The 21,519-nt window shown below is 62.4% G+C and carries 17 protein-coding genes; 5 read left to right on the top strand and 12 right to left on the bottom strand.

Annotated features, from left to right (window positions below; genetic code table 11):
* Positions 1 to 13: 13 nt before the first annotated feature.
* Both PF049_12345 and PF049_12340 read left to right on the top strand, forming a co-directional pair.
* Positions 14 to 3,007 (top strand): hypothetical protein, encoded by a 2,994-nt coding sequence (locus PF049_12345; GenBank protein ID WBY16365.1) that lies wholly within the window; start codon positions 14 to 16, stop codon positions 3,005 to 3,007.
* A gap of 26 nt (positions 3,008 to 3,033) precedes the next feature.
* Positions 3,034 to 3,741 (top strand): DEAD/DEAH box helicase, encoded by a 708-nt coding sequence (locus PF049_12340; protein ID WBY16364.1) that lies wholly within the window; start codon positions 3,034 to 3,036, stop codon positions 3,739 to 3,741.
* 35 nt (positions 3,742 to 3,776) lie between these two features.
* On the opposite strand, the gene PF049_12335 is transcribed toward PF049_12340, so the two are convergent.
* The 9 genes from PF049_12335 to PF049_12295 form a co-directional block, all read right to left on the bottom strand.
* Positions 3,777 to 5,128 (bottom strand): IS3 family transposase gene (locus PF049_12335; GenBank protein ID WBY16363.1). Its coding sequence is split into 2 segments (ribosomal slippage): positions 3,777 to 4,790 and positions 4,793 to 5,128, totalling 1,350 coding nucleotides; the frame shifts between segments, so codons are not numbered across the junction.
* Positions 5,129 to 5,296: 168 nt separating this feature from the next.
* The gene (locus tag PF049_12330) at positions 5,297 to 5,659 is read right to left on the bottom strand and encodes an excalibur calcium-binding domain-containing protein (GenBank protein WBY16362.1); all 363 of its coding nucleotides are present in this window, start codon (positions 5,657 to 5,659) and stop codon (positions 5,297 to 5,299) included.
* Positions 5,656 to 6,087, bottom strand: coding sequence for a hypothetical protein (locus PF049_12325; protein ID WBY16361.1), 432 nt, complete (start codon positions 6,085 to 6,087; stop codon positions 5,656 to 5,658). Before PF049_12325 ends, PF049_12330 begins: the two co-directional genes overlap by 4 nt.
* Positions 6,088 to 6,131: 44 nt before the next feature.
* A complete protein-coding gene (locus PF049_12320) occupies positions 6,132 to 6,734 on the bottom strand; it encodes a hypothetical protein (GenBank protein WBY16360.1) in 603 nt (200 codons plus the stop codon).
* Position 6,735: 1 nt separating this feature from the next.
* Complete coding sequence (locus PF049_12315) at positions 6,736 to 7,935, bottom strand: M48 family metalloprotease (protein ID WBY16359.1); 1,200 nt, start codon at positions 7,933 to 7,935, stop codon at positions 6,736 to 6,738.
* A complete protein-coding gene (locus tag PF049_12310) occupies positions 7,935 to 8,681 on the bottom strand; it encodes a hypothetical protein (GenBank protein WBY16358.1) in 747 nt (248 codons plus the stop codon). Before PF049_12310 ends, PF049_12315 begins: the two co-directional genes overlap by 1 nt.
* 130 nt (positions 8,682 to 8,811) lie before the next feature.
* Complete coding sequence (gene terL, locus PF049_12305; GenBank protein WBY16357.1) at positions 8,812 to 10,272, bottom strand: phage terminase large subunit; 1,461 nt, start codon at positions 10,270 to 10,272, stop codon at positions 8,812 to 8,814.
* The gene (locus PF049_12300) at positions 10,269 to 10,865 is read right to left on the bottom strand and encodes a DUF5681 domain-containing protein (GenBank protein ID WBY16356.1); all 597 of its coding nucleotides are present in this window, start codon (positions 10,863 to 10,865) and stop codon (positions 10,269 to 10,271) included. The genes terL and PF049_12300 overlap by 4 nt, the downstream gene beginning before the upstream one ends.
* A 68-nt stretch (positions 10,866 to 10,933) precedes the next feature.
* A complete protein-coding gene (locus tag PF049_12295) occupies positions 10,934 to 12,355 on the bottom strand; it encodes a site-specific DNA-methyltransferase (GenBank protein WBY16355.1) in 1,422 nt (473 codons plus the stop codon).
* A 526-nt stretch (positions 12,356 to 12,881) separates the two neighbouring features.
* Here PF049_12295 and PF049_12290 point away from each other — a divergent pair.
* Both PF049_12290 and PF049_12285 read left to right on the top strand, forming a co-directional pair.
* Complete coding sequence (locus PF049_12290; protein ID WBY16354.1) at positions 12,882 to 13,991, top strand: S-(hydroxymethyl)glutathione dehydrogenase/class III alcohol dehydrogenase; 1,110 nt, start codon at positions 12,882 to 12,884, stop codon at positions 13,989 to 13,991.
* A gap of 277 nt (positions 13,992 to 14,268) precedes the next feature.
* Positions 14,269 to 16,098 carry a DEAD/DEAH box helicase gene (locus PF049_12285; protein WBY16353.1) on the top strand — a complete coding sequence of 610 codons (1,830 nt, stop codon included), beginning with the start codon at positions 14,269 to 14,271 and terminating at the stop codon, positions 16,096 to 16,098.
* 39 nt (positions 16,099 to 16,137) lie between these two features.
* Here PF049_12285 and PF049_12280 read toward each other — a convergent pair whose 3' ends face one another.
* Positions 16,138 to 16,686, bottom strand: coding sequence for a glutathione S-transferase family protein (locus PF049_12280; GenBank protein ID WBY16352.1), 549 nt, complete (start codon positions 16,684 to 16,686; stop codon positions 16,138 to 16,140).
* A 90-nt stretch (positions 16,687 to 16,776) separates the two neighbouring features.
* Between PF049_12280 and PF049_12275 the strand changes: the two genes are divergently transcribed.
* Complete coding sequence (locus tag PF049_12275; GenBank protein WBY16351.1) at positions 16,777 to 18,201, top strand: aldehyde dehydrogenase family protein; 1,425 nt, start codon at positions 16,777 to 16,779, stop codon at positions 18,199 to 18,201.
* Positions 18,202 to 18,216: 15 nt separating this feature from the next.
* Here the strand turns inward: PF049_12275 and PF049_12270 are convergent, their stop codons facing one another.
* Together PF049_12270 and acs are read right to left on the bottom strand one after the other, a co-directional pair.
* Positions 18,217 to 19,431 carry a molybdopterin molybdotransferase MoeA gene (locus tag PF049_12270; protein ID WBY16350.1) on the bottom strand — a complete coding sequence of 405 codons (1,215 nt, stop codon included), beginning with the start codon at positions 19,429 to 19,431 and terminating at the stop codon, positions 18,217 to 18,219.
* On the bottom strand, positions 19,428 to 21,338 hold the full coding sequence (acs, locus tag PF049_12265) for an acetate--CoA ligase (protein ID WBY16349.1): 1,911 nt from the start codon (positions 21,336 to 21,338) through the stop codon (positions 19,428 to 19,430). The genes PF049_12270 and acs overlap by 4 nt, the downstream gene beginning before the upstream one ends.
* Positions 21,339 to 21,519 lie beyond the last annotated feature (181 nt).

Below are 21,519 nucleotides of genomic sequence, written 5' to 3'. Positions count from 1 at the left end.
TTAAGGGGTCTGGATGCTGGAAGAGATAAACAGGGCAGTTAGCGAGGTATTTCTCGGGGGGCGATTCGAATCTCGCCCTCTTTACTTGGTCCTGGATAACCAAGGGCGCGAACAACTAGCGACGTCATTGAACGTTGGGCCTCACGAGGTAGAGGACGTTTGCTGCCGAGAGGTTAGCAAGCACCTCAAGAAGCAAGGCGATCCTTACTCTAACTTCGAGTACGAGTTGTTTGCATGGTCATTGAGGCGCCGAAAGGGATATCCTCCCTTCACCGCCCTCCTGTTCGTGCTTTCGCATGCCGCGGAACAGATGGTCTCGGACGGCCAGTTCACCGCCGGAAACTACTATGACCGTCTCTCGGCGCTCGTGAACGTCGCACCGGGAAGGTTGTCGCAGCACGGCCGTTCAACCGAGCAATTCTGGAAGTCATTTAACAGCTGGTTGGCCGACAACGACTTCGCGTTCGGCCGACCGACAGCACGTGCTATCAACTCGAATCGCTACGTCGGCATCCCGATGTCACAGGCGATCGTCCGAGAGGCAGACCGCCAGCGGTTCCACCTCATGTTCGACAAGTACGGTTTCACGAACACGGACGACGTTAGCGAGACCGAGATCGAGCAGTACATATCGACTTGGATCCGCAGTACCCAGCCCACCAAGCAGCTCAAGGAAGCATGGAAAAAAACGGAGCTGCGCTCGCGGATCTGCGAGGCGGCGATAGCCGAGCTCGAAGATTGGCAGGCAGAAGACACCGCTACTTCTGGAAGCTCTGGCAGCGGTATCTCTCGCTTATCTCTCGCGCTCGGCCTTCGACACGATTTCCTTGGGCGCTCGGCGGCGCTCTATTTCGGCAAGGAGCAGTCGCTTGAGTCAATCGCCTTGGGCATGGACGGAAGTGGCGAGCTGGAGCTTTCGAACACGACGTACGCGGCATTCGCGACACTGGAACCCAGGTCTAGCATTCCGCTGTCGCGGTGCCTGCTGCACGGCCTCGAACTCGATCAGGATGGAGAGCCCGCGTACAAGTGGCATGGTCGGCCTGCGATCCCCTTGAGCCGGTCTGACCAGGGATACTGGTCGGAGGTTAGCCGCGTATCCCTTGGCGTCGAGCATCTCGTGCTCGTGCGCGACGACAGCAAGATCCGCGGCGCTATCGAGGGAGCCCTGGAAGAAGCAGCGGCGCCAGGTTACACGCTCGCAACCCCTGCCCAGCTCAAGGGCCTGCCGCCGGGGTGGGTGCTGTACGAGAAGGTAGTGATCAAGCGCGCCCTCTCGGAGTTAAAGGGCTTCGAATCCGTTCTTTCGCCAGTCGGAGAGGCCGCGAGCCTTCGCCTGGAGGGAGGCATCAAGCTCGGGCGCGGCATCTACCATCGCTGGCTTCCACCGACGGTCCAGCTGGAAAGCACCAAGCCCGGGGTATCGGTCGTCGCATGGGAGGGGTCTTCTCCAGATGGACCCGAGCTATGCAGCCAAGAAAGCGGTAGCAGCGCGGTCGAGCTCGACCTCTCCGACTGCATACCTGAGAGCGGTAACGTTTACCTCGAGGGAAGGGCCGGAAAGACTCCTGTCGCGTCGGCCAGCCTGCTCTTCAGGTCTGCAGACCGTCCCCGCCCGCTCGATCGACAAGCACGTTCGATCGTCGAGTACACGGGCGTCCAGCAGGCAATCGTAGGAAGAACTGACAGCACGATAGCGGTCAGAGGCCTGCTCATTCGCAAACCGGGCACCGGCGACTACGATCTCGGGATCTTGGATTCTTTCCGAGACCTTCCTGCGCCGCCGCAGAGGCTGGATGAAAACGAGGAAGCAGGTCCCGGGGCGCCGGTGGTGGCCAGGTCGAGCGAGGCGATCGAGTCCATAAAGGGTCTCTCGGTGGACGAAGTCATGGAGCTTCCATGTGCGGTCAGGGGGCTTCACCGGCTCAAGTTTGCGCCAGTCCCACCCGGCACCCCTCAGTATGCTCCCGTGGACGTCGAGTGCTTGGACTGTGACATCACCTACCTGCACCGTCGCAAGCCTGCAGCGAAGGCCGGTGCTCGGCGCTCTTCAGCCCGGCGGAGCGTTCCCCAGAGCAGCAATGTCGGTAGTTCGATTGCCAAGCGCGAGATCAACCATGACTTGTGGCTGGACGGGGCCTGCTTCCTAGGGGCGGGTTCGGCCGCGGTCTTCGAGACATTTGCAGCGTCCTCAGGGGTAGACCCTTGGCGTGCAGGTCCAGTCCTAAGGGACTTCACTTTGCTTGGACACTTGGACGTCGAGACGGGACCAACACACCGCGCACGGAACTGGAGCGCGAGTCCCCCGGTCTTGTCGCATACTGGCAACGGTACGGCCGTACTGTCCGGGTTCCGCTCTAAGTCCCTCATCGAGCAGCTCCATGAAAACGTGGTGAAGGCCGGGGGAGAATTGCAGCTCGAGAGCCTGGCCAATCACCCGTCTATTGTCCGTGTGTTCGGTCTCGATGAGGAAGCGCTGGCTGAAGCGATAGGCGAAGTTCGCGACCCACATGGGCGTACTATTGCCGTGGTTTCCAACGCGGGCCCGGACATCCTGTCTTTCTTGGCCGATCGCGCGTCCTTGGTGGAAATGTTCCGCCCGGTTTCACTTGGGAAGGGAATACCTGTCCAGCGGTATGATCCCCACTTCAACAAGTGGAGAAACGCAGACCAAGTCCAAGGCCAGGGTGCATACCGAGTCTCGGAGGCCGGCACGAGCTATGTCTACGTGACTGCATCGGGCAAGGCGTTTTCTGGGCCTCACGAGCTCGTGAAGGTCGCGGCAGCGCGCGGATCAGGTACGAGACTACACGCGTACGATCCGGAAACACGGCAATTCTCGAGCAGGCTTGGCTGCGAGCCCATAGGACTGCTCGGCCGCGCGCTGGTGTCCTGCCGAGGCCAATTACCGCCCACCAATGACGGTCTTAGCATTTTCAAAGACGTTCCACCCGGGGTCGCCGCGGGTGTCTTGCATCACCTCTACAATGGAGAACTCCCAGGGTGAAAACCTCGAGAAACCCGGTTTCAGTCATGGACTACATCCACGAGTCCTACCTGCGCTACTACGATTCCGCGTTCTGGATGCGCGACGAGTCCATCATGGAGGAACGCCGGGAGTTGCTCCTCGAGCCAGGCGTGATGGCGCAAGAGGTCTTACTCGAGGCTGTCCCTGTTTATCCTTCGGAAATCCCGGTTGCCGAGGCCTGCGAGAAAACAGGTCTCTCCACGCACACGGCAAAACACCTCGGGCCAATCGTCTTCGGCCAAGACAACATCAAGCTCCGCCGGCACCAAGCCGAAGCGCTCGAGTACGCGATCGCGGGGGATGGCAAGGGACGGAAGAACGTGGTGGTCACCTCGGGAACAGGCTCGGGTAAGACCGAGAGCTTCCTCCTCCCCCTCTTGGCCCGGCTAATCGAGGAGCGTGCCGTTGGAGCCGGAAGCTCGACGATAAACCCGTGGTGGGAACGTCAACTGGGAAATGGCGATAGCAAGTGGGAGCACTTGCGCAGCAACGGACATCACTCGGTCACTCCCGCGGTCAGGGCCATGGTTCTCTATCCCACCAACGCGCTCGTCGAAGACCAGGTGTCGCGCTTGCGCCAAGCCGCGATCCGCGGTGCCGAGGCCATGGGCGGACCGCTATTTTATTTCGGTCGCTACACCGGGGCGACCCCGGGAGGGACGTCCTTCCCACCATGTCCGTCGTCAGAACATTTGGCACAACTCGCGGCGTAGGCTTGCGGAGTGTGGGCCTCGTCTGGGATTGATGTTTAGGCGGCGAGCTTGTGGTGTTGCAAGCGCCGATGTTCGAGTGTCTTTCGCTTGATCCTTTCTCTTCGCTTGATGATGGCGGCAGCCCTGCCGAAGTAGGCATCGGCAGGCGTCACGTTGTCGAGGCTCTCGTGGTAGCGCTGGTGATTGTAATGCTCGACGAAGGCCTCGATCTGCTGTTCGAGATCGCCGGGCAGGAAGTAGTTCTCCAGCAGGATGCGGTTCTTCAGGGTCTGGTGCCAGCGTTCGATCTTGCCCTGGGTCTGCGGATGGAAGGGTGCGCCGCGAACGTGGTCCATTTGCTTGCCATCGAGATAGTCGGCCAGCTCGCCTGCGATGTAGCTCGGGCCATTGTCACTGAGCAGGCGCGGCCTGTGCAGCACGTTGGCATGGTCGCAGCCTGAGGCGGTCAGTGCCATGTCCAGCGTGTCGATGACGTCCTCGGCTCGCATGGTGGTGCAGAGCTTCCATGCAATGATGTAGCGCGAGTAATCGTCGAGCACGGTCGAGAGATAGACCCAGCCCCATCCTATGATCTTGAAGTAGGTAAAGTCGGTCTGCCACATCTCGTTGGGGCGGGAGGTTTGTGTGTGGAACGCATCTGCCGCCTTGATCACGGTGTAGGCCGGGCTGGTGATCAGATCATGAGCCTTGAGCAGCCGGTAAACCGTAGCTTCGGACACGAAGTAGCGCCGCTCGTCGGTGAAGCGCACCGCCAGTTCTCGCGGGGACAGCTCGGTCTGTTCCAGCGCCATCTCGACGATCTGCTGCTGGACATCCTCGCCGATGCGGTTCCACACCCGGCTCGGCCTGGATGGTCGGTCTGCCAGCGCCTCGGGGCCACCTTCAAGGTAACGATCATACCAGCGGTAGAAGGTGCGCCGTGCCACGCCGAGCTGGTCCAGCGTGCGTTTGGCGGGCAGGTGCGACTGCTCGACGATCCGGATTATCTCCAGCTTCTCGGATGCAGGGTATCTCATTCGCCGTCTCCCCCATCCGCGATCATGCTTTTTTTGAGCAGGCGGTTCTCCAGGGTGAGGTCGGCCACGCATTCCTTGAGATCGCGAGCTTCTCGCCGCAGGTCCTTCACCTCGTCCGTGGTCGCAGCACGCGCAGTGTCACCAGCCAGACGGCGCTTGCCGGCCTCCATGAACTCCTTGGACCAGGTGTAATACAGGCTCTGTGCGATCCCTTCACGGCGGCACAGCTCGGCAATGGAGTCATCGCCGCGCAGGCCATCGAGCACGATCCTGATCTTGTCTTCAGCAGAGAAGTGCCGACGGGTCTTGCGGCGGATGTCCTTTACGACCTGCTCGGCAGGCTTTTTGGAGCTTGAGGATTTGGGCTTCATCTTCGTTCCTTCGTCACTACGACGAAGCCCAAATCCTCCTTAAATCACAACCTCAAATCTGTGCCATAGGTGCTGACGGGGGACAAGGACGAACACTGTCGACAAACGCTTGGAGTGCGGCTTGGTCGATCGCGACTTCCTCTTCGATCGAACGGTCTTGGTTCGCCTTCATTCACAGCCCACGCCGTCGTTATCCCGGTCGAGATGGCTTCCATATCCCGGGTCGCCCCTGCGGACGGGAGCGGCGCCAGCCGCCCGCGCCGAGGCGCAGTTCGGGTAATAAGTCCCGCTTTGTTGCGACCTCGGCTTCGCTGGCTGTGCGCTCGCACGATGGCAGTGCCTCCCGCCGTTCTTGCGATCGTTGTGGCATCCGTCCGCGGCCAAGCCGCCAGGATGTGCAGCGGCGAGGGCGGGCGCGAGAAGCGAGTATAAAAACAACAACCCGCCGAAGATCAACGCCGAGCTTATGAGGGTAAACTCGAACTGAATTCCCTTCTCGAATCCATAGGCCTCGTCGCGCGGGTCATTCATCGGCACTTGTGCCCTTTCCAATACTTGTCCCAGCGAGCGGCCCAGCCGCCCCGGACCATGGCACAGTTGATATCTCCACCTCGCGGAGAAATGCACCAAGCCGCAGTACGGTTACCGCCTGCCGACCCATCCGAAACACAGCGCAGCGCCGGCCCTTCTACCAAGACATGTCCGTGGGCATTTTCGCCGACAGGCCTGCCTAGGAGGGCAACCAGCGCGTCTCGTGCTGCCGTGGCGTCCGCGGCAGGGCAAGGGTGCCCGGGGCTGCAGGAGCCGTCCCTTTCCCTTGCCGCTATCCCGGAAAGCCGGATCCGGGGACCTTCTTCGCACCAGATCGGCCCGTCACCGTCCCACACAGCCACCGGCGTGCAAGAAAAGGCCTGGCCGCTCGGGACGATGACCGTGGCGAGGAAAAGTAGAAAGCTCATAGCGCGCGCTGATATCTAGGATCGAGAGTTTCGATCAGGGTAGTTCACTTGAGTCTCGCGGTATCCGCCAAGGCGCGGAAGTCTTGGAGCGTCCGGTTGAAATAGTGGAGACGCGGAGCGTCGAAAGTGATCATGTAGAGCTTGCCGTCGATTATCGTCGCCCTCGCTTCGCCCTTCCTCGTGAGACCATCGAGGTCCGTGTACTCGTAGGTGAAAAAGACACCGTCGCGACCGAGAAAAGTGCCGGGCTCAGCGGAAACCAGCTGGAATGCCGCTAGGTCCTTGTAAGTCCTATAGGTTCCTTCGAGCAGCTCCGGCACTTCGACGAGAAGTGTCGAAGACGTGAACTTGGGTAGAGGATCGCGCTTCTTATTTCGTTCCTTGACCAGTGGATCCCCAGCTTCGATTCCCCCGAAGAAGGTGACATCGTTCAGCTGGCCACCGTCCAAGGTCCACGTCTCGGTTCGCTTACCGATCTTCCCGCTTAGCCTATTCCAGTCCCTAGCTGGTGTCACGAGGACGTCAGAGTCTGCCACGTCGACGGTCTCGCCTTTTTCCCGGAGCTTGTGTGCGCTGACGGGAGCGGAAATAACCGCAACCGAAATGCAAACGCCGATGACTGCGGCTTTGATCTTGGTGGTTTTCATTCTAGTTCTCCTTCGGGAGCATGAGGCGGATCATGCTCGCATCTTCGGCGTCCGGGGCAAGCTCGAGATACTGCTTCAAGGCTTCCTGGCCGCGGCGGCTCTCACCTGTCTTAAAAAGGGATAGGCCGAGGCCGCGATACGATGCAGCGAGATTACCATCTAGGGCGATGGCGTTCTGATAAAACTGTGCAGCATGAACGAGGTCGCGTTGATTGCCTCGCGTCCGGTATAGCTCGCCGCGGGCATGCCAAAGAGTCGGCGTCCAGCCGTTCCTAGCGAGGTTCTCGATGATATACTCGCTTGCGCCGAAATCATTGAGCTTGATCTGGTCTTCCAAGAATACGGGCAGCCACTTCGCGAGGGCCTCGCGGTACCTCGAGGCCCCGTCGTCGCGACTAGCGCCGCCCGGAGAGGCGAGCTCCGAGAGATAGCCTGCTCGCTCACCGTGGGGTGGATGCGATGCCGTAAACGCGATCGCGTTGTACTTGGGCTTTTTCAAGCCTCGCGCCAACGCGGAAGCATCGATCTCGCCCATCAGGTTCTGCCAAACTTCCGACGCCGCTTGGGGTCGCAGCGAACTCTGGTTGAGGTAACCTAAGCCGAGAAGGTCCGCTTCGCGTTCCTGGTCGCGGCCGTAGCGATACAAATTGCCGTAAACGGAAATCTCGAGAGACTGGTAAGTGCGCCGTGCATCGTAGCCGGGAGACATGCTCGCAAGCAAAGCGCCCCATGCTAGCAGGTCGCTCCCGGTTCGCCGTTCCTTGAATTGCTTAAGGCTATGCCGCTGCTCAAAGTGGCCGAACTCGTGACCAAGTACGGCAGCGAGTTCAGCTTCGCTGCGCATTCTTAGGAGCATACCGCTAAAAACGCGCATGGTACCGTTGGGAGACATGGTCGCGTTGAAAGTCGGTTCTCGCAGGACGTAGATCCGGGTCGCCTTGCAACGGTCGGTCCCAACGGTCTTGCAGAGTACCTCTTTGAGATAGGAATTAAGGGCCTCGTCTTGGATGACAAGCTGGGAGGCTGCGAGCCGACGTTCGCTCTCGTCGTCCTCTCTCCACAGGCCAACCTCGTCGACGCCCTGCGGTTGGTAGAACCCCTGGTAGGGCGGCGGGGTGGGGGCCGGCTCCGCATTCACGTGCGTCGCACCAGTAACGCTGGCGGCGACAAGGGCGGCCTTAGCCAGGAGAAAGTGTCCCATCACTCTTTTCCGATATCGCTGCCAGGGAAATCTTCGAGCAGCTGCCGAACTCGCTTCTGCGAACCGTCTATCTCGCGGACATCGCCTCCCATGGCGGCATCGGCATTGAGCCAAAGCAGGTCACCAGTCCGCAGGTCGACAAGACCTGCGTAGCCCACGTGCTCACCAGATTTCACCGCGATACCCGGGCCTAGGAGGGCCACCACCTGTAAAATCTTGCGACCGGTCGAGCCGTAAGCATCCTTGTTGTAGATAAACAAAGCGTAGTCCGCGCTCTCGGCCCCCGGCAGCCGCGACACGCCATCTCCCAAAGACCAGTCGAACACGTCGTCCTTGTTGTCGCGCTTTTTCGTCGGCAGTCGGTTACCGACAAAGAACTGGTACTCGATGACTGCCTGCGAGACAGCTGCGAAGAGCGCCATGTGCTCCTCGACCGCTTGCGCGTCTTCGCCATATGCCTCGGGAGCAACGATGACCTCGTTGCCCAACCGAGATTGAAGCTCTTCGAGCGCTACCTGGATGTTCGATTTCGCCTGCTCCGTCCACTCTGCGTTCGGTTCAAACATTCCGCCCGTTGATTGGGAGCCAACGCTGACAGAGGGTCGAAAGACCAGGATGCGCTTACCGCTCTGCGGTGCAAGCTCGAAGCCTTGCTTGACGGCTGAGCGCTCTTGCGCGTGAACAGGAGTAAGTGCGAACGCCAGTGACGCGATCGCGAGCGCGACCCATTGTGCCAATAATTTCATGTAATGCCCCCCTTGAGCCGCCTTAAACGGCTCGACTTACCGTGGCTACTTTATCGGGAAGCTATAAGGCAATATTAAAATTCGGTGACTTGCCACGAACTGGTCAATCATCGCGTTCGCCGCCGGACCCCTACCACGGTCGCTTTTCAAGCCTCACTACGTTGCGCGCTCTTCCGTCAGGCTCGTATTCCGTCAGGAGCCAGGTCCAGTGTCTCAACTGGTGTCGAACGAACTGGCTGAAACTGTCAGCCTGGTCATCGTACTTGCCATGTGGAAAGGCGCGGAGCTCGTTCCGAAAATCGTCCAGCCAAGGCGCCTCACGCGGTAGAAGAAATTGCCCAGATTCAACTTCCGCAAGGCAGGCATTGAAGCGGTCTTCCTTGCTGGCCACGGGGGTGGCCGCAATTGGACGCAACCTGTTAGTTGCGCGGAGCTCCTGAAGCAGTGCATGCCCGCTGCCCGCCTTTTCAATGATGACCCGGTCTGCACGGTATCGTCGACTGAGATCCTGGACTGCGCGGAATAGGTCGGGATAGTCGAGCCGTTTACGGAGCACGTCGAGCAGGTACCATTTCCTCTCGTAGCGCTCGAAGCCCCAGGTCGTGCAAACCGAGTAATCGCTGGTCGGTGCCGCGCTCATCCCGGTGTCCCAGCTCTGCACCACCTTGAGGAAGTCGCGTCGTTCCGGAGGTTCTTCGTAAGTCCCGAACCACTCGAGCCGTATCATGTTGCCCTCGGCCGCGACCGGTTCTTGCTGGTACTGCGAGGAGAAAACCACGGGGCCGAGGTCTCGGCGTAGCTGGTCGAGTGTTGCCCGGTTCTCTCGTGCCGGGTTCAATAGGTCGCCGGCTGAGCGATGGTGTAGTCGCCCCCTACCGATCGCGACGCTCTCCTCCTTCTCGGCGATGGCGGGAAGGTTGAGGTGCTTATATCCCTTTTCGAACATGTAGGCGGGCAAGTCGTCCTCGTGCAGCCGTTGCTGGATCGAGATAATGCGCCCCGTTGCCTTGTTGTTGAGGCGGCTCAGCAAGGTGTTGTCGAACCAGTCGCGCAGGTTCTGCCGTTCGACAGAGCTCTTTGCCTCGTCGGCCTTCATGCAATCATCGACGATGATGATGTCGGCTCCAAAACCCGTGATCGAGCCCTGTACCGAGACAGCCTTCCGCACGCCGCCGGCCGTCGTCTCGATTTCCAGGGCGCGGTTGCCACGATCGCTTATGCGTGTGTCCGGAAAATCCTTCCGGTACCACTCGCTTTCCATGAGCGTACGGGTCTGGTTCGAATGGTGCCGAGCGAGGTCCTGACTGTAACTCGCCACCATGATTTTGGCTTTTGGCTCGTGGCCAAGGACCCACGCGACAAACGCCACCGACGCGGTCACCGACTTCAGGTGCCGCGGCGGAACAGTGATTACGAGGCGCCTCTCTTCGCCGGATCGCGCCTGCATCAGGGCATGGCAGATCGCTTCGAGGTACCACGCCAGTTCGAGCGGGGGATCCCCGGGGTGAAGCGTCTCGAACGCCTTGATGAGGAATAACTGGAACTGCTGGCGGCGCATAGCAGACAGTAGGGTAGGTGTGTGTATGCTCACGGCCTCTCTCCTTGCTGTTTAGCCAATTGCGCTTCGAAGGCAGCCAGGATGGCGAGATCGGCAGAGGAGAGGCTCTCGTCGGCTGCCAGTTCCTCGCCAGGTCCGGCGGTATCCGGAACCGCGAGACGCCATAATTTCATCAACTCGAACTGTGCGCGGGCATCGCCTTTCAGGGCCTTTTCGAGCGTCTTCTGCAGGACCGCCTCGATCTTGCTGATCTTCTTGGTTCCTTCGGAGGTCCGGACAGCCAGCTTCCCGCCAAGAGTCTCGCGCACGATGGTGTTGAGGCCCTTCGCACCTTTGGGCCGTCCCCTTGGATTTCCGGACTGGCCAGGCTTGAAGCGGGTCGTAATTGGCGGTTTCCCGTAGCCCACCTCGTAGACCGCATCTCGTGGTCCCACCGAGGGCTCTTCGTCGGGTTCAGCTGGGGTCGGCTCGGCAGCCTTGGAGGCTCCGGTGTCTGGGGGTGGATCGGGAGTTTCTACCGGTGGCTGCATCCGGGTACGTTTTCTGGCTGGCGGCAGGCGGCGAGGCTGGTCTTCGTCTTCTTCGGGAAAGGCGCTGATCCAGTCGGGAGCAGGTTTGAATGGCATGGGTTGTCTCCGGAATAAATGTGAAGGCGCGCCGACCACTTCACTGGGCCGGCGCGCGAGAGGGTTGATCAGGCGGCGCTGGTCGTAGTTTGAGCCGACGAGTTTTCGTTCTCGTCTGGGTTGACGGCGCGGAGCGCAGCAACCTCGGCAAAGGCCTGTCCGGTTTCGAGCAGCACGGCCTTCTCGCCCGTCATGGCTTCCCATCGCCGGATCGCGACATCGACATATCCCGGCTCGATCTCGATGCCGTACCCGCGACGCTTCGTGCGTTCGCATGCCAAGATCGTGGTGCCGGAGCCCATGAAGGCATCCAGCACGATTTCACCGGGGTGGGTGACGTCTCGGATCGCGTCGGCAACGAGGGCGGTGGGCTTGACCGTCGGGTGGTCCGCGAGGTCCTTCATGCGGTCCTTCCCGAAGGTATTTACGCCTGCGTAGTCCCAGACGTTCGTGCGATAGCGCCCGTGCTTGCCCAGCTCGACGTTGTTGGTGTGCGGGGCTTTTCCCTTTTTCGTGATGAAGACCAGCTCGTGCTTCGACCGGTACAGGCTCCCCATTCCGCCGTTGTTCTTGTTCCACGCACACAGGTTGAGCAGCGAAAGCCCGTTGCCCTCGATGGCGGACAGCAACTCGCCGAGATGACGCCAGTCCATGCACAGGTCGAGCACTGCGCCGTCCTTGCAGTGCGGAAGCATCGCCGCGATGAACTCTGACAGGAACGCGGTGAACTCGGCCTTGGTCATCTCGCCCGAGGCCATGGCAAACTCGGCATGGCTCACCTTACCGAGCCCACACACGTGCCCCGAGACGGGGACGTTGTAGGGTGGGTCGGTGAATGCCATCGCTGCAGTCTTGCCATCGAGCAGCTTAGACCAGTTAGCAGTTTCGAGGCTGGAACCGCACAGCAGGCGGTGCTCGTCGAGAAGCCATAGGTCACCAATACGGCTGACTGGATTTACCGGCGGTTCAACCTGGTCGTCAGCAGGGTCCGCGCTGGGCTCGTCGGCCGGCCCGAAATCTTCCTCGAGCACCAAGTCAATCTCGGCCGTTTCCCAGCCCAGTATCTCGACCGGGGCCTCATCGAACTCGATGATCGCGGCGAACTCGATCGCCAAGGCATCACGGTCCCACGTCCCGAGTTCAGCGAGCCTGTTGTCAGCGAGGCGATAGGATCGCACCTGCGCTGGGCTCCATTGGTGGGCGACGATAACAGGGACCTCGGTTATCCCTACGCGGCGAGCCGCTTCGAGGCGCGCCTCGCCGGCAATGATGATGTCCTGCTCATCGACAAGCATCGGCATCGCGAACCCGAATTCTCGGATGGAAGCGGCGAGTTTGACCAGCTGCTTCTCTGGGTGTTTGCGCGGATTGTTCTCGTATCGCTTGAGCGAGGCCAGCGGCCGATATTCTATTGGACCGAGTTTCTGCTCGAGCGAGGCGATGTCATTGCGAATGCCGTTGGCGGCCCGCTTCTTTGATTGGTTTGTCATCTGAAATGTCCTTCGTTGCCGAGCAGGCAGCACGAGTAGGGACGAGGCTTGCAGCACGCGGGCGACAACCAAGGTCCCGCCAGGTGCAGTGCACGGCGGTTGCTGTTGGTTGTCCCGAGAATTGCTGCTGTGCGCCGAAGGGCGCGGTGCCTCTGCCTCGAAGGACAGCGATGAGGTTGGATTGGGCTCCCTGATCGTCAAGATGGCCGGGTAAAAATAGTGCCTGCAAATCGCGAACTTACTTCCCTGCTTATCCGCCGATCTCCCCCTGTTCGCACCTGCAAATTCCCTGTTATCGTTTTAGGGAAATCCATTTTGGAAATGGCTAATTCCTGCCGCTCTCGCGTACCGACCAGACCCCCTTACTGGAGGCGAAATTCATCTTTTCCCTGTTAATTCCCGTGAAGCAGGGAATTGCATGTGGAGAGCGGTTCGCAGATGACTGCCTCCTCCGCCATTTCCCCTCATGACGTTTTCGGTTAGGGCGCTAGCGCAACCCAACCGGACAAGAACTCGAGGATCGCCCATGAAAACCCGCGCCGCTGTCGCTTTCGAAGCAGGAAAGCCACTCGAAATCGTTGAAGTCGATCTCGAGGGGCCCAAGGCGGGCGAGGTGCTGGTCGAAATCATGGCGACCGGTGTGTGCCATACGGACGAGTTCACCCTGTCGGGGGCCGATCCGGAAGGCGCGTTTCCCGCGATCCTGGGGCATGAAGGCGCAGGCATCGTGCGCGAAATCGGCCCCGGCGTGACCGACCTGGAGGTCGGTGATCACGTGATCCCGCTCTACACCGCCGAATGCCGGACCTGCGAATACTGCCTGAACCCCAAGACCAACCTGTGCCAGCGCGTGCGCGCGACTCAGGGGCAGGGCGTCATGCCGGACGGCACGTCGCGCTTCTCCTACAAGGGGGAGAAGATCCTGCATTACATGGGCACGTCCACCTTCTCGAACTTCACGGTCCTGCCGGAAATCTCGCTGGCAAAGATCCGCAAGGACGCGCCGTTCGACAAGGTCTGCTATATCGGCTGCGGCGTCACCACGGGGATCGGCGCGGTGATGTTCACCGCCAAGGTGGAGCCCAATGCCACGGCGGTGGTTTTCGGCCTCGGCGGGATCGGGCTGAACGTCATCCAGGGGCTGAAGCTGGTCGGCGCGCGGCAGATCGTGGGGGTCGATGCCAATCCTTCGAAAGAGCAGATGGCCCGGCAGTTCGGCATGACCGACTTCGTCAACCCGAAGGAAGTGAAGGGCGACCTGGTCGGCCATCTCGTCGAACTGACGGGCGGCGGGGCGGATTATTCGTTCGAATGCATCGGCAATGTCGATGTGATGCGGACCGCGCTGGAATGCTGCCACAAGGGGTGGGGCGAAAGCGTCATCATCGGCGTCGCGCCTGCCGGTGCGGAGATCCGGACGCGGCCGTTCCAGCTGGTGACGGGCCGCGTATGGCGCGGTTCGGCCTTCGGCGGGGCGCGCGGCCGGACCGATGTGCCCGGCATCGTGGACATGTACATGGATGGCCGGATCGACATCGATAGCCTGATCACGCACAAGATGCCGTTGGAGGACATCAACAAGGCCTTCGATCTCATGCATGCGGGCGAGAGCATCCGCAGCGTAGTGGAGTTCTAGGCACCGAACCTGCCCCGGGCCAATCCGGGCTGCGCCGAATTTTGGTGCATTGCAGCATGATTGCAGGTAAAGGACCAAGCGCAAGGTGAGCACGGCGCGCCGTTCAGGCTGCCCGTCGCACTCCCTTTCTGTCAATTTTCCCGGCGATCCCTCACCCGTGCGGTAGCGATTTGCCGTTTCCGGTTTCCGGGCGCCGGCATCATGCCTCGCCCTGAGACGCCATTCGCCCCGCCTTGCGCTCTTCGAACGCGGCCCGGCCTGTAATTCGAGAGCTGTCATGTCCTTTTCCGACCTTCCCCCGATCCTTGCCGAGGCGCTGTCCGGCCAGGGCTACGAAGCACCGACCGCGGTGCAGGCGGCCGTCACCGCGCCCGATGCGAGGGGCCGCGACCTCGTGGTGTCCGCGCAGACCGGATCGGGCAAGACCGTGGCCTTCGGTCTTGCCATCGCGGACGAGATGCTGGGCGAGGAAGGCGCGCTTCCCTTCGCAGCCAGTCCTCTGGCACTCATCATCGCACCGACGCGCGAACTGGCGCTGCAGGTCAGCCGCGAACTGGGCTGGCTGTACGGCGCAGCCCATGCCCGCATTGCCACCTGCGTGGGCGGCATGGACGCATCGAAGGAACGCCGCGCGCTGAAACACGGCGCGCATATCGTCGTAGGCACACCGGGTCGCCTGCGCGATCACCTCGAGCGAGGTGCGCTGGACCTGTCGTCGCTGCGCGCAGCCGTTCTCGACGAGGCGGACGAGATGCTGGACATGGGCTTCCGCGAGGATCTGGAAGAAATCCTCGACGCGACGCCGGAGGGTCGGCGCACGCTGCTGTTCTCGGCCACCATGCCCAAGCCCATCGAGGCCCTGGCCCGCCGGTACCAGAACGACGCGCTGCGTATCTCCACCGTCGGGGACGAGCGGGGACATGGCGACATCGCCTACCAGGCGGTGACCGTCGCGCCGGCGGAAATCGAGGCGGCGGTGGTCAACCTGCTTCGCTTCCACGAGGCGGAAACCGCGATCCTGTTCTGCGCCACGCGGGACAAGGTCCGCCGCTTCCACGCCATGCTGCAGAACCGCGGCTTTGCCGTCGTCGCCCTGTCGGGCGAGCATTCGCAGAGCGAGCGCAACCACGCGATGCAGGCGCTGCGGGACAAGCGGGCACGGGTCTGCGTCGCCACGGACGTGGCGGCACGCGGGATCGACCTGCCCAGCCTCAGCCTTGTCGTCCATGTCGAAATCCCGCGCGATGCGGAGACATTGCAGCATCGTTCGGGCCGGACCGGACGTGCAGGCAAGAAGGGGACCGCCGTGCTGGTCGTTCCCTATCCGCGCCGGCGCCGCGTGCAGTCCATGCTGCGCGGTGCGCGGATCGAGGCGGACTGGATCGACGCCCCGACGCCGAAGGACATCCGTTACGCCGACCGCGAGCGGTTGATGGAAATGCTGCTGGAACCGGCGGAATACGACAAGGAAGACCGCAAGCTGGCGCAGCGACTGATGGCCGAACGTTCGGCCGAGGATATTGCCGCGGCGCTGGTCGCTGCGCACCGGTCGAAAATGCCCCGGCCCGAAGAGCTGATCGCCAACACGCCCGAGGCTCGCAAGGCAGACAAGCAGGATCGACGGCGCGACGGGTTCGACGACACCGTCTGGTACCGGATCGATATCGGGCGGCGCCACAATGCCGACCCGCGCTGGGTCCTGCCGCTGCTGTGCCGCCGCGGACACATCACGCGCAACGAAGTCGGCGCCATCCGCATCGGAGCGAACGAAACGCATTTCCAGATCCCGCGCGCCGTTGCTGCGAAATTCGACGATGCCGTGGCGCGTACCGCGCAGGGCGACGATGAACAGGACCGTCTGGTCATCGAACCATCCGAAGGCCCGCGCGAAGCGGCTCGCGGCCATCGCCGGGGCCGCGACGACGGGGATTTCGGCGCGGCACGTGGACCCAAACCGCCATTCCGCAAGGGTGGCGGCCCCGGAAAACCCGGTGGCAAACCCGGCAGCAGGCCCGGCGGGAAATTCGCCGGAAAGTCTGCTGCCAAGGGCGGCAAGAAACCGCACCGCAAGGGTGGCGGCTTCAAGAATGGCCCACGGCCCAGCTAAAAAGGCAGCGACGGTCCGCGGGCGGACGGGAACTGAGGCTTAGCCCGGTTCGATCCGTTCCGGCATTGCCTTGCGCACGAAACGGTCGGCGTTCGCGTAAGGCGCGGCGATGGAATCGCGGGCGGTCATACGCTCGAAATGAGCTGCCAAAGCGGGCCATGGCGACAGGTCGAATTGCGCGACGAGCGAGGCCTGCATCAGGCACGTCGTGACCGCGAAATCGGCGATCGAGATGGCAGGCCCCGCGAACCATTCCGCCTCGCCCAGCCTGCGCTCCAGCACATCGAGCACTGCGGGCATCTGGCCGGCCCATGTTTCCTGTGCGCGGGCGATGTCGGGTTCTTTCCCGCTGATGATGGAGAAGAACAGCGGACGGAATATCCCCAGCCCGGCGGCAGCGGCGAGATTCGTGTCGGCGAATTCCTCGATAAACAGGGCATTGCCGTAATCGGAAGCGGCTTCGGGATAGAGCGGCGTCTGCGGGTGCTTCTTCTCGACATAGCCGCAGATCGCGCGGCTGTCGGGAATGGTCCCGCCCACGCCGGTTTCCGCGACGGAGCGATCCCGCAGAACCGGGATGCGTTTCATCGACCGTCCTCTTGGAAAGCGATTGCGCCTGGCAGAGGCAGCGCCCATGTTGCGGGGCAAGCAAGAACGTTCATCAGGAGAGAAGCGCCCATGGCAACGCAGTACAAGAACCTCGTCGACGGCAAGATGACCGGTGCAGGCTCGACTTTCGAAGTGGTCAATCCCGCGACGGAGGAAGTCATCGGACTGGTCCCGGCCTGCGGCAAGGACGAGCTGGACCAGGCCGTCGCAGCCGCGCGCCGCGCGTTCAAGACCTGGCGCAAGACGTCGATGGACGAGCGACGGAATGCCATCAAGGCGATAGCCGGGGCCATCAACGAGAACTCCGAAGAGCTCTACCGCCTGCTGACGGCAGAGCAGGGCAAGCCGCACCAGCAGGCCAAGGGCGAGATCATGGGCGCCGCCTACATGGCCGCGACCCAGGCCGAACTCGATCTGGAAGACGAGCTGGTGCAGGACAACGAGAAGGAATCGATCCGCACCCGCCGCGTTCCCGTCGGCGTGGTCGGCGGCATCGTGCCGTGGAATTTCCCGGTGTCGATGGCGATCCAGAAGATCGTGCCCGCCATGCTGTCGGGCTGCACCATCGTTCTGAAACCCTCTCCCTTCACGCCGCTGACCACGCTGAGGCTGGCCGAGCTGATCGCGGACAAGGTGCCTGCCGGCGTTGTCAACATCATCACCGGCGAAGACAGCCTAGGCCCGCTCATCACCGAGCATCCCGATATCGACAAGATCACTTTCACGGGCTCCACCGCCACGGGCAAGAAGATCATGGAAGGCGCGGCAGGCGACCTGAAGCGCATCACGCTGGAACTGGGCGGGAACGATGCCAGCATCGTGATGCCCGATGCGGACGTGGAGAAAGTGGCCGAGCAGCTGTTCTGGGCCAGCTTCACCAATGCAGGCCAGATCTGCATCGCGGCCAAGCGGGTCTATATCCACGAGGATATCTACGACGATCTGAGCGCGGCGATCGCGGAATACGCGAAGGGCGTGACCGTCGGCGACGGTTCGCAGCAGGGAACGGGCGTCGGACCGATCCAGAACAGGAAGCAGTACGAGCGGGTGCTGGAACTGATCCAGGATGCCAAGGACAAGGGATACAAGTTCCTGACCGGCGGCGATACCGACCCGAGCGGCACGGGCTATTTCGTGCCGCTGACCATCCTCGACAATCCGCCGGAAGACGCACGGATCGTGGCAGAGGAACAGTTCGGACCGGTCATGCCGCTGATGAAGTTCTCGACCGAGAAAGAAGTTATCGAGCGCGCCAATGCTTCCGAATACGGCCTTGCCGGCGCGGTCTGGACGAAGGACGAGGACAAGGGCGTGGAGATCGCCGAGCAGCTCGAGACAGGCACGGTCTGGATCAACCAGTTCCTGAAGCTGACGCCGCACACGCCGTTTGCCGGGCACAAGCAGTCCGGCTTCGGCGCGGAATACGGTAAGGAAGGCCTGCTGGAATTCACTTACCCGCAGGTCATCATGCTGAAGAAGAACGCGGCGGTCTGAGCACCGCCCGCCTGCCTAGAGCGGCAGGTAGGGAACAATCGCCCCGGCCCCTGCGGCCGGGGCGTTCGTCTTTCTGAAAAGCAGCGCATCGGCAGCGGCGAGCGGGCGCAGCAGGCTGCTGTCCTGCGCGCCGGTAAGCGCGATCCGCGTCGCCCCGTCCGTGCCGTGCGTCAATGCGGCGCGCTGGAACGTCTCACGCGGACCGTTGGCATCTAGGTCGTGGGACACAGCCGCGTGTCGCAGGGCGTGTTCGAGCGAGGCAGGGGGCGCCAGTCCGACGAGCGTCTCCACCGCCAGCCTTCCGAAAAGAAGGGCTGTCACATAGCTGGACGCCGGATTGCCGGGCAGGCCGAGGACACGGGTGCCCGATGGCAGGCCTCCGAACCAGACCGGCTTTCCCGGACGCACGGCGACCTTGCTGAACAGGATTTCCCCGCCCAGAGCGCCAAACGCCGCCTTGACCAGGTCGTGCGGACCGACAGACGCCCCTCCGGCGATGACCAAAAGGTCGGCCCCGTCGCCCAGTGCCAGCTTGTCGGCAACCTCGTCCGCGCTGTCGCCTGCGCGCCCGATCCAGGATGCATCGGCTCCGAACCCCGTGAACTGCACGGCGAGGGCGACCGAATTGCTGTCATAGATACTGGCGTTGCCCGGCTCGCTTCCCGGGTCCAGCAATTCGTCGCCATTGGTCAGGATGGCGACACGGGGCTTCTGGAAAACGCTGGCGGTGCCGTGACCCGCGGCGGCCAGCAGGGCCAGGCGTGCCGCGGTCAGTTGTTCGCCTGCTTTTACCAGTGCATCGCCGCGCACGAAATCGATGCCGGAACGCCTGATATGGCCTGTCCCGGACTGCTCCTGCTCGACCACGACCGTGCTGTCGCTGCGGGACGCATCTTCCAGGATCAGGATGTGGTCTGCTCCGCCGGGAATATGCGCGCCGGTGGAAACGAGCGTTGCCTCGCCCGCTCCGACGCAGCCTGGAAAGGGCGTGCCGGCCCTGCTTTCTCCGACGATTTGGAGGCGCGATCCTACGGCGCAATCCGCGCGGCGGACCGCGTAGCCGTCCATCGCCGACAGGTCCGCCGGAGGGGCAGAGACCAGCGCCGCTATGTCGCTCGCACAGATACGCCCCGCTGCGTCTGCCAGCGAGACGGTTTCGCTGCCCATAGATTGGCCCAGCGGTTGGCAATTTGCGGCCAGCAGGCGGCGCGCCTCTTCCAGTGCAATCATGGCGCGATGCGGTTCGCGACCAGGTCGTCCACCACGGCAGGGTCCGCCAAAGTCGAAACGTCGCCCACCTGCTCGGGTTGTCCCTCCGCAATCTTGCGCAGGATTCGGCGCATGATCTTGCCGCTGCGGGTCTTGGGCAGGGCAGGGGCGAATTGCAGCGCATCGGGGGTCGCGATCGGGCCGATCTCCTTGCGAACCCACTGGCGCAATTCCTCTCGCAGGTCCTCGTTCTCGTCCACGTCTGCAGTCAGTGTGACATAGGCGTAGATGCCCTGTCCCTTGATGTCGTGCGGCATTCCGACCACGGCCGCCTCCGCCACGCTGTCATGCGCGACCAGCGCGCTTTCCACTTCGGCCGTGCCCATGCGGTGGCCCGATACGTTGATGACGTCATCGACCCGGCCGGTAATCCAGTAATAGCGATCTTCGTCTCGGCGGCAGCCGTCGCCGGTGAAGTAGCGTCCCGGATAGGTGCTGAAATAGGTGTCGAAGAAACGCTGGTGGTCGCCGTAAACGCTGCGCATCTGGCCGGGCCAGCTTTGCGCCAGGCACAGATTGCCCTCGACCGCGCCCTCCAGCACCTCGCCCTCTGTATCGACCAGCAGCGGATGAACGCCGGGGAGGGGCTTCGTCGCGCTGCCCGGCTTTGTTTCGACCACGCCGGGAACAGGTGCGATCAGGGCGCCGCCCGTTTCCGTCTGCCACCAGGTATCGACGATCGGGCAGCGGCCCCCGCCGATCACGCGGTGATACCAGTTCCAAGCCTCCGGATTGATCGGCTCGCCCACCGAGCCCAGCAGGCGCAGCTTCGACAGGTCGTATTTCGCAGGCCACGCCTCGCCCTCGCGCATCAGGGCGCGGATCGCGGTCGGCGCGGTGTAGAAGACGGTGACGCCGAGCCGTTGGCAGGTTTCCCAGAAGCGGCCGGGATCGGGATAGTTCGGCACGCCGTCGAACATCACCGTCTGCGCGCCGTTGGAAAGCGGGCCGTAGACGAGATAGCTGTGGCCGGTGATCCAGCCCACGTCGGCGGTGCACCAGAAAAGGTCGTCCGTTTCCTTGCCCTCGGCCGGGCCGAACAGCAGGTCGTAGGTCAGGGTGACCCACAGCAGATAGCCGCCGGTCGTATGCAGCACGCCCTTGGGCTTGCCGGTTGAGCCGCTGGTATAAAGGATGAAGAGCGGGTCCTCCGCTTCCATTGCTTCCGGCGCGCAATCCGGTTCGACCGTGGCACGGGCCTCGTGCCACCAGACATCGCGGCCCTCGGCCACGGAAACCTCGCCGCCGGTACGCTCGACCATCACGACCGTATGCACGCCCGGACAGCGTTTCAGCGCCTCGTCGCTATTGGCCTTGAGCGGAATGCGCTTGCCCCCGCGCACGCCTTCGTCGGCGGTGACGAGCGCCACGGCTTCACAATCCAGGATGCGGTCGGCGAGGCTGTCGGGGGAGAAGCCGCCGAAAACCACCGAATGCACCGCCCCGATGCGGGCACAGGCCAGCATGGCGAAGGCAGCTTCGGGAATGTTGGGCATGTAGATGATGACGCGGTCGCCCTTGCCGATGCCGCGTGCCTTCAGGACGTTGGCGAAGCGGCAGACCTCTTCATGGACCTCGCGGTAGGTCAGCCGGCGGCCTTCCCCGGGCTCGTCGCCCTCGAACACGATGGCAGTCCGGTCGCCGCGCAAATCGAGATGACGGTCGAGGCAGTTGACGCTGGCGTTGAGCCGCCCGTCGCCGAACCACCTGATCCCGAAATCCGCCTTGTCGAAAGAGCTCTCGTCTGCCCGCGTCGGAAAGGTGTCCCAGTCGAGCCGCTTCGCCTGGGCCAGCCAGTGCGCTTCGCTGTCCTTGCGAAGCGAAGCCTGCATTCCTGCCAGTGTGCGTTCGACTGTGCGTTCGACCATGCTCGTCCTGCTCCCTGTCGCGGGGTCACGCCGCGCGCGCCCCGGCTTATTTGCGTTTTCCTCGCCGTTCGTGCCTTGCCGCATCGCACCGGGTCAAGCGAAAGCATGTTCACCATTACCGCTCGCGCAGGGCACGTTGCCCTTGCCTGTGCATTTGCATAGGACAACCCCATCAACGCCG

This window comes from Erythrobacteraceae bacterium WH01K (genome assembly GCA_027941995.1).
Classification (GTDB): Bacteria; Pseudomonadota; Alphaproteobacteria; order Sphingomonadales; family Sphingomonadaceae; genus CAJXSN01.
Note: the sequence above shows the minus strand (reverse complement) of the source record. Positions and strands in the feature narration are given on the sequence as shown.